The organism is Paucibacter sp. PLA-PC-4, from assembly GCF_026241155.1.
Taxonomy (GTDB): domain Bacteria; phylum Pseudomonadota; class Gammaproteobacteria; order Burkholderiales; family Burkholderiaceae_C; genus Roseateles_E.
On sequence record NZ_JAPFGP010000010.1, the window covers coordinates 45,560 to 58,464 of the forward strand.

General features: G+C 65.9%; 17 protein-coding genes and 1 pseudogene. 10 read left to right on the forward strand and 8 right to left on the reverse strand.

The features are described from left to right. Positions 1-3: 3 nt before the first annotated feature. Complete coding sequence (locus tag OOZ63_RS16390; RefSeq protein WP_266006643.1) at positions 4-1,566, reverse strand: ABC transporter substrate-binding protein; 1,563 nt, start codon at positions 1,564-1,566, stop codon at positions 4-6. 137 nt (positions 1,567-1,703) lie between these two features. Here OOZ63_RS16390 and OOZ63_RS16395 point away from each other — a divergent pair, with 137 nt between their 5' ends. After that, entirely contained in the window at positions 1,704-2,090 is a 387-nt protein-coding gene (locus OOZ63_RS16395; protein ID WP_266006644.1) for a RidA family protein, read from the forward strand. A gap of 417 nt (positions 2,091-2,507) precedes the next feature. Here the strand turns inward: OOZ63_RS16395 and OOZ63_RS16400 are convergent, their stop codons facing one another. Further along, positions 2,508-3,098 (reverse strand): GNAT family N-acetyltransferase, encoded by a 591-nt coding sequence (locus tag OOZ63_RS16400; protein WP_266006645.1) that lies wholly within the window; start codon positions 3,096-3,098, stop codon positions 2,508-2,510. Between the two features lie 199 nt (positions 3,099-3,297). Between OOZ63_RS16400 and OOZ63_RS16405 the strand changes: the two genes are divergently transcribed. The 4 genes and pseudogenes from OOZ63_RS16405 (at position 3,298) to OOZ63_RS16420 (ending at position 4,957) form a co-directional block, all read left to right on the forward strand. Then, positions 3,298-3,435, forward strand: a complete 138-nt coding sequence (locus OOZ63_RS16405; RefSeq protein WP_266006647.1) for a hypothetical protein — start codon at positions 3,298-3,300, stop codon at positions 3,433-3,435. Beyond that, positions 3,432-4,070 (forward strand): annotated as a pseudogene (locus OOZ63_RS16410) (error-prone DNA polymerase); the annotation flags it as partial. The gene OOZ63_RS16405 and the pseudogene OOZ63_RS16410, both read left to right, overlap by 4 nt. 58 nt (positions 4,071-4,128) lie before the next feature. Then, a complete protein-coding gene (locus OOZ63_RS16415; protein ID WP_266006648.1) occupies positions 4,129-4,656 on the forward strand; it encodes a hypothetical protein in 528 nt (175 codons plus the stop codon). Then, on the forward strand, positions 4,580-4,957 hold the full coding sequence (locus OOZ63_RS16420) for a hypothetical protein (RefSeq protein ID WP_266006649.1): 378 nt from the start codon (positions 4,580-4,582) through the stop codon (positions 4,955-4,957). Before OOZ63_RS16415 ends, OOZ63_RS16420 begins: the two co-directional genes overlap by 77 nt. Positions 4,958-5,325: 368 nt before the next feature. Here OOZ63_RS16420 and OOZ63_RS16425 read toward each other — a convergent pair whose 3' ends face one another. Continuing rightward, entirely contained in the window at positions 5,326-5,823 is a 498-nt protein-coding gene (locus OOZ63_RS16425) for a YgjV family protein (RefSeq protein WP_266006650.1), read from the reverse strand. A gap of 84 nt (positions 5,824-5,907) precedes the next feature. Here OOZ63_RS16425 and OOZ63_RS16430 point away from each other — a divergent pair, with 84 nt between their 5' ends. The 4 genes from OOZ63_RS16430 (at position 5,908) to OOZ63_RS16445 (ending at position 7,910) form a co-directional block, all read left to right on the forward strand. Continuing rightward, positions 5,908-6,369 carry an META domain-containing protein gene (locus OOZ63_RS16430; protein ID WP_266006651.1) on the forward strand — a complete coding sequence of 154 codons (462 nt, stop codon included), beginning with the start codon at positions 5,908-5,910 and terminating at the stop codon, positions 6,367-6,369. Beyond that, on the forward strand, positions 6,366-7,037 hold the full coding sequence (locus OOZ63_RS16435) for an aspartate/glutamate racemase family protein (RefSeq protein WP_266006653.1): 672 nt from the start codon (positions 6,366-6,368) through the stop codon (positions 7,035-7,037). Before OOZ63_RS16430 ends, OOZ63_RS16435 begins: the two co-directional genes overlap by 4 nt. 183 nt (positions 7,038-7,220) lie before the next feature. Continuing rightward, positions 7,221-7,634, forward strand: coding sequence for a GNAT family N-acetyltransferase (locus OOZ63_RS16440; protein WP_323055759.1), 414 nt, complete (start codon positions 7,221-7,223; stop codon positions 7,632-7,634). Positions 7,635-7,688: 54 nt separating this feature from the next. Then, complete coding sequence (locus tag OOZ63_RS16445; protein ID WP_266006655.1) at positions 7,689-7,910, forward strand: hypothetical protein; 222 nt, start codon at positions 7,689-7,691, stop codon at positions 7,908-7,910. Positions 7,911-7,926: 16 nt separating this feature from the next. On the opposite strand, the gene OOZ63_RS16450 is transcribed toward OOZ63_RS16445, so the two are convergent. The 5 genes from OOZ63_RS16450 to OOZ63_RS16470 all read right to left on the reverse strand — a co-directional run bounded on the left by OOZ63_RS16450 (position 7,927) and on the right by OOZ63_RS16470 (position 11,792). Next, on the reverse strand, positions 7,927-8,988 hold the full coding sequence (locus OOZ63_RS16450; RefSeq protein WP_266006657.1) for an alpha/beta hydrolase family esterase: 1,062 nt from the start codon (positions 8,986-8,988) through the stop codon (positions 7,927-7,929). A 19-nt stretch (positions 8,989-9,007) separates the two neighbouring features. Then, positions 9,008-9,430 (reverse strand): CopG family transcriptional regulator, encoded by a 423-nt coding sequence (locus OOZ63_RS16455; RefSeq protein ID WP_266006658.1) that lies wholly within the window; start codon positions 9,428-9,430, stop codon positions 9,008-9,010. 45 nt (positions 9,431-9,475) lie between these two features. Then, a complete protein-coding gene (locus tag OOZ63_RS16460) occupies positions 9,476-9,979 on the reverse strand; it encodes a pyridoxamine 5'-phosphate oxidase family protein (protein ID WP_266006659.1) in 504 nt (167 codons plus the stop codon). Between the two features lie 34 nt (positions 9,980-10,013). Beyond that, entirely contained in the window at positions 10,014-10,775 is a 762-nt protein-coding gene (locus tag OOZ63_RS16465) for a PRC-barrel domain-containing protein (protein ID WP_266006660.1), read from the reverse strand. A 96-nt stretch (positions 10,776-10,871) separates the two neighbouring features. Beyond that, on the reverse strand, positions 10,872-11,792 hold the full coding sequence (locus OOZ63_RS16470; RefSeq protein ID WP_266006661.1) for a LysR family transcriptional regulator: 921 nt from the start codon (positions 11,790-11,792) through the stop codon (positions 10,872-10,874). 90 nt (positions 11,793-11,882) lie between these two features. On the opposite strand from OOZ63_RS16470, the gene OOZ63_RS16475 reads away from it, so the two are divergent. Continuing rightward, positions 11,883-12,902 carry a zinc-binding alcohol dehydrogenase family protein gene (locus OOZ63_RS16475; RefSeq protein ID WP_266006663.1) on the forward strand — a complete coding sequence of 340 codons (1,020 nt, stop codon included), beginning with the start codon at positions 11,883-11,885 and terminating at the stop codon, positions 12,900-12,902. Positions 12,903-12,905: the final 3 nt, after the last annotated feature.

Genomic DNA, 12,905 nt, shown 5'->3' on the forward strand with positions numbered 1-12,905 from the left:
GGGTCAATTCTTGACCGTGACGTTCCAGAAGAAGGGCCAGGCGGCCGGCTGGTAGTTCGTCAGCGCCGGGCTGCGCGCCGACAGGCTGGCGAACTTTCCGACGTTCACATAAGGGACCTCGTCATAGACCACCTGCTGGACCTTGCCCCACAGCGCGCCACGTTTGGCAGGATCGGCCTCACGGTTAAAGGCCTCCAGCGCTGCGGTCTTGGCCTGACTGCTCCACCAGCCCGGTGCGCCCTCGCCCAGCTGCGGCGGCGACAGCATCGGCTCGGGGAACTGGCCAGAGTGCGTAATGTAGAGATCCCACAGCTTGGCTTCGCCACGGCGCTGCACCAGCGTGGCCCAGTCGACCACATTGAGCTCCACCTTCAGCCCGGCGCGCTTGAATTGCTCGGCCATCAGCAAGGCCATGTTGTAGTGGAAATCGTACTGGCGGCTGGTCAGCACGCGGATGGTCTCGCCCTTGTAACCGGCCTTCTCGGCCATGGCCTTGGCCTTAGCGGCATTGCGCTGGTTGTACTGGTCTGCACCGGCGGTGGAATAGAACGGCGAGCCCTTGGGGAAGTGGTTCGCCTCGGCGCTGAAGAAGCGTGTGTCGCCGAAGCCGGCGGCTAGCATCTCGCCGCTGCCCATCGCGGTCTGCACCGCCCGGCGCAGCGCGGTACTGGCCAGCGCGCCCTCCTTGGTGTTGAAGACGATGTAGGGAAAGCCGAACGAAGGCGTCATCAGGGCCACGGTCTTGCCTTGGGCCTTATCCAGCCGCGCCATCGCCTCGACCGGCAGCAGGTCCGCATAGTGATACTGGCCGGCCAGCGCGCCCTCGACCCGGGTATTGGCGTTGGGCACCGGCACAAAGCGCAACTCGGCGATCAGCGCCTCGCGCTTGCCGCCATAGCCGTTGGCCGGCTCCTTGCGAGCGCTGTACTGGTCGAAGCGGCTCAGCAGCACATACTGATCAGGGCGGCGCTCCTTGAAGCGGTACGGGCCAGTGCCGACGAACTCCTTGAGCGGCAGCGCGATCGCCTCCTTGGCCATGATGGCGGCCATGCCTGTGGGCAAGGCCAGTTGGGCCACCAGTGGCGCATAAGGGTTCTTCAGCGTCAGCTCGATCTCCAGCGGGCCCAGCGCCTTCATGCCAGCCAGCTCCCTGGCCACGGCCTTGCCGCGCGGCGCGTTGTCCATCCAGCGCCGCAGGCTGGCAAGCACATCCTCGGCATTCAGATCGCGACCCGAATGCAGCTTGACACCTTTGCGCAGCGCGATGCGGTAGGTCTTGCCGTCGGCCGAAACCTTGGGCATGGCCTCGGCCAGCATGGGCACAAGCTGCCACTTGGCATCGAAGGTGTAGAGCGGCTCGAAGACATGCTGCATGATCGTGCCGACCAGATCGGCGGTGGAGGCCATCGGGTCCAGCGTCTGCGGCTCGGCCACCATGGCCAGCGTCGCATGGCTTGAGGCTACGCCTTGGGCCAGCGCCGCCTGCAAGCCACCCAGCAGCACGGCGCCTGCCAGGCCACTGAGGACGCTACGCCGTACAAACAAAAATGGGTTGACTACTCGCATAGATGGCTCTCCATTTGAAAATTACTTTCAATGAGGAGAACGATATCTAGGTTTTACTCGCCAAAACCTAGAGAAAACCCGCTATTCAGCAACTCGTCTTGAAATACACTTTCATTCATACACCCTGAAAGTCAAGCATGCCATTGGAATACCTGGGCGCCCCGCCTGTCGCCTCAGACCAGCAAGCCCGTCCCTTCTCGCCCGCCGTGCGGGCCGGCGATTTCGTCTATGTGTCGGGCCAGGTACCGGCCAATGCCGCAGGCGAGATCATCACCGGCGGCATCGAGGCTCAGACCCACCAGGTGATGGCCAATCTGAAGACCGTGCTGGCGCTGGCCGGCTGCACGCTGGACGATGTCTGCAAGAGCACCGTGTGGCTGGAAGATGCGCGCGACTTTGGCGCCTTCAATCGCGTCTACATGAGCTACTTCCCGAACGGCAAACCGGCCCGCTCGACCACCGAGGCCCGTCTGATGGTGGACGCAAAGGTCGAGATCGATGTGGTGGCTTACAAGCCCAGGTGATCTGGCATGGCCCCGTCACTTGAGCTTTAAGTCGCCGCCAGGCGGTCAAAGCAGATTTGTTGACACATGGGCGATGTCAGCGGCCTCGGCCGACTCCTTTGCGCAACGCCTTTGCAGCCGAGCTTCCATGCGAACGAACACAGCGATCGGTAAGCATTGCTGATTCCCAGGACCTGGGCGGCAGCTTCCAGGCTGATACCCCCTCCGGTGGTCGCGCGGTGCGCACCGCCTGCCCGAATGCCGCGGCATCGCGGACCAGCGGGTCTGAAAAGGCGCAGCCGCCATGTTGAGCGTCATTTCTGCCGCTTTGACAGGATCAAAAGCACTACTTACGCCCGAAATGCGTTTTCGGATGATTTGGCAGGGGGTTTGCGATATTTCTGGCTGAGATCTGCACAACACCTGCTTTGGCAGCCGCTAAGCCCCGAACGGCGTCGGCTCCGGAGGTGTCTTCGGCAGGGTGGCCCAGCGCGCCGCCGTGATCTCGTAGACCAGGCTGGGCGCCTGGCCCGGCACATCGGCCAGCGAGCCTTTAAGCAGCATGCCGATGCGCTCCAGCGTCTTGCGCGAGGGCGTGTTGGCCGGCTGCACCACCGCCTGCACGGCGGGTGCATGCCGGATATCGAAAGCCTGGGTCAGCGCCGCCTGGGCCATTTCCGAGGCATAGCCGCGACCCCAGGCATGGGGCCGGAAACGGAAGTACAGATAAAGGCCAGGCTGGCCGCCGATGGGCCGATTCATGATGCCACCGCAACCCAGCAACTGCTCCGGGTGCTCGCGCTCGGCAATCACCCAATAGCCGAAGCCCTGGCTCTGCCAGTGAGCCAGCCAGCTTTGCAGCAGGGCGGCAGCGGCCTCGGCGGAGTGCAGCGGGCCGCCGGGGCTGAAACGGTTGGTGACCGGGTCGGCATGCAGGCCGTAGATCTCGTCCAGGTCCTGTTCGCGAGGCGCCCGCAGCAGCAGGCGAGCCGTTTCCAGCGGCATCGACATCTCTTCTCGCGAACTCATGAGCAGCAATCTCCCGATACGCACCGATACAAGTCGGCGCACCCCAGGGTTTTAACCGATATGGCGAAGCCGGCGCGGGTTATCACCCCCTCGCTCGAGCGGTAGCAGCACAGCGAGGCCAAAAACTGCACACCGCAGCCGCTCTACTTGCTGGCCATGTACTGTGCACATATACAGCTTCTGGATCTTTGCAGTCCCCATGCACGCCACCCTCCCCTTGCTACAAGGCTCGCTGCGCCAGTCGCTCTGGCACTGCTCTGAACTGGCCCATGGCAGCAGCCCGGGCCTGCCCAGCGGCTTTGCCGCGCTGGATGCCGCTCTGCCCGGCGGCAGTTGATCCAGTACCTGTACAGCAAGTATGGCCGCGAGCGCGCCGCGCTGGCAGCCACCGTGATCAGCTACCGCGCCAAGAGCGCGATCCGCGATGTCGGCAAGGCACTGGCCATTGGCGAGGCGCTGCTGGAGCGGCTGGCGCTGGACCACCATGGCTGGTCCGAGGAGTCGCTTCCCAACGACCGCCTGAGCCAGCTCTGCACCGAGCTCAATCCGGCCCCCGGCGGACAGCCGCTGCGCCAGTTGGTGAAGCTGTCGCGCCAGCTGATGGGCATGCCGCGCCATCTAAGTCAGCATGTCGGCGGCTTTGTGTTGACCCAAGGCCCTTTGGACGGGCTGGTGCCGATCGAGAACGCGGCGATGAAGGGCCGTACCGTGATCGAGTGGGACAAGGACGATCTGGACTCGGTCGGGATGATGAAGGTGGACATGCTCGCCCCGGGCATGCTGAGTTGCCTGCGGCGCTGCTTCGATTTCTACCGCCAGTGGCACGGCAAAGACTACGACCTAGCCAGCATCCCCGAGGGCGACAAGCCGACCTACGAGATGATCAGCAAGGCCGACACGGTCGGCGTATTTCAGATCGAGAGCCGCGCGCGGATGTCGATGCTGCCGCGGCTGCGCCCACAGAACCATTACGACCTGGTTGTCGAGGTGGCCATCGTGCGGCCCCGGCCGATCGAGGGCGGCATGGTCCATGCCCTATCTGAAGAACCGTGCCGAGCATCGCGCCGGCCGCCAGATCGACTACCCCCCGGGCCTGAAGCCGGCGCTGGAACGCACCTTCGGCGTGCCGATCTTCCAGGAGCAGGCAATGCAGGTAGCAATGATCGCCGCCGAATTCACGGCCGGCGAAGCCGACCAGCTGCGCCCCGCGACGGCGGCCTGGAAACGGCCCGGCGACCTGCAGCAGTTCTACGCGAAGATCATCGGCAACATGCGCCACAACGGCTACGAGGACGAATACGCCGAGCGCATCTTCAAGCAGATCAAGGGCTTCGCCTCCTACGGTTTTCCGGAGTCCCACGCTGCCAGCTTCGCGCTGCTGCCCTATGTGTCCTGCTGGCTCAAAAGCCACGAGCCCGCAATCTTTCTGTGCGCCCTGCTGAACTCGCAGCCGCTGGGGGTTCTACACGCCGAGCGAACTGGTGCAGGACGCGCGGCGCCATTGCGTCGAGGCGCGGCCAGCCGATGTCAGTCTCAGCGAGATCGACAGAAGCACTGAGTCCGATGCCAAGCAGGATCTGGCCGTGCGCCTGGGCCTGCGCCTGGTGTCCGGCCTGTCGACCGACGCGTCGACACGCATCGTCGCGGCGCGCGCCGAGGTGCCGTTTGCCGACGCGCAAGACCTGGCCCTGCGTGCAAGACTGAAGCAACGCGAGATGCAGCGGCTGGCCGGAGCTGACGCGCTGCTGTCGCTGGCCGGACACCGTCGCCAGCAGGTCTGGCAGGCGACAGACTGGCACCGGCTGCCGCCGCTGCCAAAGGCGAGGAGGTGCGCTGGGACGATGCGGCCACCGGCCTGACCCTGCGCACCCACCCGCTGGCCATTCTGCGGCCGCGGCTGAGCCAACGCGGCCTGCTCAGCTCGACCGAGCGGGCGCAGGACCCGCACCTGCGGCATCGTCACCGTACGCCAGCGCCTGCAGAACGCCAAGCGCACGATCTTCGTCTCGCTGGAGTACGAAGGCGGCAATGGGCAGGTGAGCGTCTGGGTCGATGTCTATGCCGAGCATTGCTCCACCATCATCGGTGCGCGACTGCTGGCCGTGCGAGGCCGCTGGCAGACGGAAAAAACGGTGTGGCCCATCTGATGGCCCAGGACGTCAAAGACCTCTCGCACCTGCTGGGGCCCATCCTGACGCCCAGCCGGGATTTCCATTGAGGTCCGGACTCAGCGCCCGGCCCGCCACAAACGCCAGATCGTCAGACCGTTGATGCCGGCTACCACCAGCTCCAGCAAAGTGCCACCCACCGAGCCGACCAGAGCGTTGTGGACCACCCAGCACAGCGTACCGGCCAGCATCAGCAACCGCATCCGCAGGCCTTGCAGCAGGAACAGCGCCAGACTGCCCAGACAGGAAGCCGCGATCGGCAGCAGCGAGACAAAGCCGCTGAACAGCCACCACCCCAGCGCCAGGTTCAGGCCCACGAAAAGCGCCGCCAGCCAGCGCGCGCGGCTGTACATCGCCGCCAACGAGCGCCCCAGCGAGACCAAGGAGCTGGCCACCGCCGTGGGCTGGCCCAGCAGCCCGAAATGCAGAACATAGGCGAAACACTCGACCGCCATGAACTGCTTGAAGCGCCGGTCATCGGTCTGCAAAAAGCAGCCAACACCAAACACAAAAGCCAGATAGCCCAGCAGCTGAGCGGGCGACAACAGGGAGGACATCATGGGTGACAACAAGGCGGCGGGAGCAGACGCTATTCTCAGGGGCGCCCTTTCAACCGCTTTGGAGTCACCAGAATGATTGCGATGAAGACCCGACTTTGCCTGAGCCTGGTGGGCGTGGTACTGAACGCCTGCGCCACGCCGCCCAGCCCGCCGCGACCAGCCGCGTCGGCCCCAAGGCCCGACCCCCTTCTGATCGCCGAGGGCCGCGAATGGCGACTGGTGGAACTGATGGGCCAAGAGATCAAGGCCGACGCGGGCGGCCGCGTGCCGACGTTGAGCTTCAAGCTGGAGGGCCAAAGCCTGCGCGTCAGCGGCTACAACGGCTGCAATGGTTTCTTCGGCCAGGCCGAGCAAGGCGCGCCGCTGCGCCTGCGCTTTGACAAGCTGGCGAGCACTCTGCGTGCCTGCCCCGACATGAGCCTGGAGCAGCAGTTCATGCAGACGCTGGAGCGCACCGACAGCTACCAAGCCGACGCCAAGCAGCTGCAGCTGCACCGCGCCCGGATGGCGCCGCTTGCACGCTTCGAGCCGGCGGCGCCGTGACAGCACTCGCCTTTCTTCACACGGCCGAAGTCCATATCGCCGGCTTTGAGCGTCTGGTTCAGTCGCAGGCGCCGGGGCTGCGGGTGCACCACGCTGTCGCGGCACCTTTGCTGGAGCAGGCCCGCCGGCTCGGCACTGACGATCCGGCCCTGCGCGCAGCCTTGCAGCAGACCCTGGCCGAGATAGCGTGCAGCAGCGGCGCCCGGCTGCTGGTCTGTACCTGCTCGACCCTTGGCGCGCTGGCAGAACAGGTCGATGGCGACGGCCGGTTCCGTAGCGCACGGATCGACCGGCCGATGGCCGAACGCGCGCTCACCCTGGGATCACGCGTGCTGCTCCTGGCCGCGCTGAACTCGACTCTGGACCCCACACGTGCGCTGCTGCAGGACTGCGCCCTGCATCAAGACCGGCCGCTGCAACTGCACGAACTGCTGGTCGAGACGGCCTGGCCGCTTTTTATGGCCGGCGACACCGAGGCCTATCTGGACTGCCTGGCCCACGCCTTGCGAGCCGAGGCCGTCGAGGTTGATGTGATCGTGCTGGCCCAGGCCTCGATGGCGCCGCTCGCCGAGCGGCTCGCCGGCTCGGGCCCGCCGCTGCTGGCCAGCCCGGTGCTGGGGGTGCAATGGGCTTTGGCCCAGCCCGAGGTGCAAGGACTGCCTCGATGACCACACCCCCCCTGCTGTTCGAGATTGACATCGGACTGAACGCACGCCGGTTCGACCCCGCCGACGCAACGCTTCTGCAGGCATTTCTCGACGCCAACCCCGAGTACTTCGAGCGCATCGGGCGGTGCGCCGCCCAAGCCCGACGAGGCTGCCACCGAGCTGGCCGAGCGGCCGCCGGCGGAACTGAGTTGGCGCGAGCACTTCAATATCGGACTGTGGCGCGAAACAGCGGAAACGGCGCCAGAGCTGATCGGCATTGCCATCGTCGACAGCGATCTGGTGATCGAGGGCTGCTGGCATGTGGCATTGTTCATCGTCGCCACGACTCTGCATGGCCAGGGCATCGCGCCGCGCAGCTACCAGGCGCTGGAGCAATGGGCGGAGACTCAGGGCGCTCGCTGGATGCGGCTGGGCGTGGTGCTTGGCAACGCCAGGGCGGAGGCTTTCTGGCAGCGTCAGGGCTTTGTCGAACTCCGCCGCCGCGAGGGCGTGCCGGCCAACGACAGGCTCAACACGGTGCGGGTGCTGCTCAAGCCCCTGCGCGAGCCCGATGTGGCGCCCTATCTGGCCTTGGTTGGGCGCGACCGGCCCGAATGACGGCAGGCACTGCTATCCTCGCCCGCAAACTCAACAGTCCAGAAAGCACCCACCATGAACACCGTCCGGATCGCCGCCATCGCCCTGATCATCGCCGGCGTGCTGGGTTTGCTCTACGGCAACTTCAGCTACACCAAGGAAACCCATGACGTGAAGCTGGGGCCGATCGAGCTGTCGGTGAAGGAAAAACAGACCGTAAACGTGCCGGGCTGGGCCGGCGCGGCCGCGATCGCGCTCGGCGTGGTGCTGCTGGTGATCGGCGGCCGCAAACCCTGAGGCCCGCGCCTCGCGCTCAAGCACGCGGGTTGGCAAAGAAGAAGCGCAGCATCTCGGCGCTGGCGTCCGGTCCCTGCGGGTCGGTGTAGGACCCGTCGGCACGGCCGCCCGACCAAGCATGGCCGGCGCCATGCACCACCCAGTGTTCTGCACGCGGGCGACCCTGCGAGTCGCGGTAGACGTCGCGGGTGTAGGCCCGTCCCTGAGAGCCGCGCTCACGCCGAGAAGCCGCCATGCCGGCCGCAGCGATCTGCTCACCGTTGCTCGGATGAACGGTGGCGTCCCGGTCGCCGTGAAAAACAATAATCGGTGGGCTGTCGAGCGCAGGCGCAGGAGTGTCGCCGGCGCCGCTTCGCATCGCAGCCAGCGCCGACGGCAGATCGCTCGCCGCCCCCGCCGGCAGCCCGGAATGCACGCCCACGGCGGCGAACAGCTCCGGGTAACAGGAGCCCAGGATTGCCGCCATCGCGCCCCCGGCAGACAGCCCGGCCACATAGACACGCCGAGCGTCGACACCGTACTGCTGCATCACTTGCCGGGTCATGCCGGCAAGCAGCGCCGGCTCGCCGCTGCCGCGACGCTGATGATTGCGCTTGAACCAGTTCCAGCAGCCGGAGCTGTTGGCGTGCTTCGTCTGCGCCGGGTAGAGGACCAGGAAACCCTGCGCCCGCGCGGCCTCATTCATGCCAGTGCCGCGCGCGAAATCATCCGGATCCTGGCTGCAACCATGCAGCATCAGCACCAGGGGCAAGGACTGACCCTGCTGATAGCCCGGCGGCACATAGAGCTTGTAGGCCCGGGTACCGGCCGCCCCGGTGTAGCTGCCGGGTAGAAACTGTTGGCCAAAGGCTGGCTCGGCAGGCTCGGCCGGCCGGTTCGACTCGGGCAGCGCCTCAGGCCACACCTCGCGCGCCTCGACGTCGATGACATCGCCCTGATCTGTGCGCGCAGTCGCAACGGTCGCCGACGGCACAGCAGCGCCCAGCGCCGACTGGATGAGCGCGGTGGCGGCCCGCAGATCGCCAGCCCGGGTCAGGCGCGTGGCCTCGGTCATCAGATGGCCGAACGATGGAGTCATGCGAAGAGTCTCGGTTAGGTCAGCGGATACGGCCGGCCAGCGCCGCCTTGACCGCCGGGCTAGCATGCAAAGCGCCAAGCACGGTGATGGATTCGATGGCCGCCAGCGCGAGTTCCGGGCTGACGTCCGTCGCAATGCTGGCAAGGCCGAGCACACGAATCTGCAAGGTCTGACCGGCGGCCTGCAGCGCGCGGAAATCGTCCGCGCTGAAGTGCTGGATGCCCAGCACCAGGGTCTTGCGCGCCACCGACTGCCTGACTGCCTCGGCATGCGTAGCCAGTTGGTTGCGGATCGCCGCCCGGATCAGGTCGCTGCGGTTGGCATAAAAGCCTTCCTGCACCAAAAGGTCGATCTGACCCAGGTCGACAAAGCCGAGATTGATGGTGATCTTCTCGTCAACGGGTCGGCCAGGAGCCAAGGAGGAAGCGCTGCGTGCGGGCATATACCCATACTAGCACCATCCACTTGGATGTTTATCCTGAATTTTCTAGCGCAGACGAATCTCCGCGCTTTCACCCAGCGAGGCGGGCGGCTTGCCGGTGACGACCGCCTTGGCCATGGTGTAGAGCTGGGTCAGCTTGCTTTCCTTCATGTCCCAGTAATGGGCGTGGATGATCTTGACCTCGACCAGGGCCAGATCCGGGTCATCAACCCCGCCGGGAAACCAAGCCAAGGCCAGCGGCGACCAGAGCTCGCGAGCCTTGGCCATATCGCTGACCACGCGCGCGCTGCCCGAGACCGAGACATAGCAGTCCTGATCCGGGTCGGCGTAGGCCAAGTTGACCATGGCCTCGTTGGCCAGCTCCCCAACCGGCTCGCCGCTGCGTGACATGAAGAACCACAGGCAGTCATCGTCTTCCAGCTTTTGGTTCTGCGTAGTCATCGGCCGCGAGTGCAGATGGCTGTTGTCGTGCAGGGTCGTGAACATCGCGAAGCGGATGTCCTTGATCAGGTCCCACAGCTGTTGGCGGGGTGTTAGGTCAGTGCTCATGAGCGCTCTTTCGCTGAATATCGGTGCATGGTTTTCAGTCCCAGTAGCCGGTCCGGCCATGGGCTTGGTGAAGCCGCTCCTCGAACTCGCGATTCAGCAGCACGCTGTCGTCGTATTCGGGGCTGTTCTTGATCTGCTCGCGCGTTAGCTGGGTGTAGACGGTCTTTTCACTCCACTCGATGCGGTCGATCCAGTGCGTGGCGATCAGCACCTTTTTGCCGCCAGGCCACCAGTTGCGCGTATCGACCACCAGATAGCGAATCGCCCAGGAGGCCTCATCGAAGATGAAGTCCTTGACATGGCCCAGGCTGCCGTCGAGCGCATGGATGTCGTAGCCGCTGACATTGGCACTGCTGCGCAGATGCACGTCCTCCGGGGCCAGGTCTTGCTCGGCGAGCTCGATCTCGGCCTGGGTCTGCAGGCCGGCCGGCGGCAACACCGGAAGTGCCTCCATCGCCCATAGGCCTACACCGCCCCAGTACTGCGGATAGTTGTAGTAGTCCAGATAGACCCGCTCATGGCGGCGTGAGACCGGCTTGTGGGTATCGATGCCTGGGCTTTTTTCGACCTGCTCGCGAGTGAGTCCGACTTGGATCTGCTTGACCCGGCCCAGCGGCGGTTGCACCGCATAAGGGGAGATCAGCACCTCGCGCCCGGCCAGCCAGGAGCCGGTATCGACCACCAGATAACGAATGGTCCAGGCCTGATCGTCGAAATAGGCTTCCTTGACCTCACCGACCTCTCCGTCGGCAGCGCTGAGCGTGGATCCGCTGAGTTGGCTGATGCTGTTCAACATGGCAACACTCCTTGATCGCTGTGATGCCGACAGCTTGCCGCGCATCGGCGCCGCTGCCTGTAGGACAGCCGGCCCTTGCCATGCCGGAAAACCACGCTAGGCCAGATGCGCCGCCAGATGCTCGACCAGCAGCCGCAGCCGCTGCGGCATGAAACGCTGGCTGGGCATCACCGCATGCAGCGGCAGCTCTTCACCGATCCAGTCAGGGAACAGCTCGACCAGGGCGCCGCTGGCCAGGCTGGCGCGCACATCGAGCTCGCTCTTGCAGATCACGCCGCGGCCCTCCAGCGCCCAGCGATGGGCCAACGCGCCGTCGTCGCAGCTGCGCCGCCCGCGCACCCGCACCAACAGCGGTGCCGCATCGGGCTGCTTGCGCGGGCGCAAGCGCCATTCCTGCTCGATGCGGTTACGAATCTTCATCGTCAGGCAGTCATGTGTTGCCAGCTCGCTGGGATGCTCCGGCCGGCCGGCGCGCGCCAAATAGGCCGGTGCAGCCACCACACAGCGCCGCGCCGCGCACAGGCGCCGGGCCACCAGGCGCGAGTCGGCCAGCTCGCCATAGCGTAGCGCCAAGTCGACATCGTCGCGCACCACATCGAGCAGCGAGTCGCTGACGCTGAGCTGCAGCTCCAGCCCGGGATGCTGGTCGAGGAAGTCATCCAGCAGCGGCAGCAATACCTGACGCGTCAGATCGCTCGACGCGCTCACGCGCAGCCTGCCGCGCAGAAGCGCGCGCGAGGTCGCGCCGGGGTCGCGCTCGTCCAGCAGGGCCACGCCCTCTTCCAGCAGCTCCAGCGCCCGCTGGCCGTAGTCGCGCAGCCGTTCGCCGGCGGCGCTTAGGCGCAGCGCCCGCGTGCTGCGCTCGACCAGGCGCACGCCCAGCCGGGTTTCCAGCTTCTTCAGCATCGCGCTGGCGGCCGCCGGCGTGATCTGCAGCGCCCGCGAAGCGGCAGTCAGGCTGCCGCCGCGCGCGCATTCGATGAGCAGGCGCAACTCGTCGGTATTTTCAATTTTCATTTGAAACTGAATCTCATTAAAGCGACTTTTTAAGAAAGCCGCCAAGCCTCACCATAACAGCCATCGCAACATTTTCCGAAGGAGTTCCCCATGCAAGCCATCGGCTATTTCAAGGCTCTGCCCATTGCCGCCGCCGAGTCCCTACTCGATCTCGAACTGCCCGCGCCGACGCCCGGCCCGCTCGATCTGCTGGTCGAGATCAGCGCCATCGCGGTCAACCCGGTCGACGCCAAGGTGCGCGCCAGCCGTAACAGCGCCGACGGCCACACGCCGGTGCTGCTGGGCTGGGACGCGGTGGGCATCGTGCGCGGCCTGGGCGCGGAGGTGCAGGGTTTCGCCCTCGGTGACCGCGTCTGGTATGCCGGCGACATCACGCGCGCCGGCAGCTATGCGCAGTTCCAGACGGTGGACCATCGCATCGCCGCGCTGGCCCCGCGCAGTGCCAGCGACGCCGAGGCCGCCGCGCTGCCGCTGACCGGCATCACCGCCTGGGAGCTGCTGTTTGATCGGCTTGAAGTGCAGGCCCGGCCCGAGCGACCGGTCAGCCTGCTGGTGACCGGCGCGGCCGGCGGCGTGGGCTCCATCCTCGTGCAGTTGGCGCGCGCGCTGCCGCATCTGACCGTGATCGCCACGGCTTCGCGGCCCGAGTCCGCCGCCTGGCTGCGCGAGCTGGGCGCCCATCATGTGATCGACCACAGCCAGCCACTGGCCGCGCAGGTCGCCGCGCTGGGCGCCGCGCCGCTGCGCTATGTGGCCAGCCTGACCCACACGCCGCAGCATTTCGGCCAGTTGGTCGATGCGCTGGAGCCGCAGGGCCGGCTGGCCTTGATCGACGACTTCGCGCCGGAGCAGCTCAATGTGATGGCACTGAAGGGCAAGAGCCTGTCGCTGCACTGGGAGATGATGTTCACCCGCTCGATGCACACCACCCACGACATCGCCGCGCAGGGCCGGCTGCTGGCCGAACTGGCCCGCCGCATCGACGCTGGCGAGCTGCGCAGCACGCTGGGCCAGATGGTCGGCACGATCAACGCTGAGAACCTGAAAAAGGCCCATGCGCTGATCGAGAGCCAGCGTAGCATCGGCAAGCTGGTGCTGGCCGGTTTCTAAACG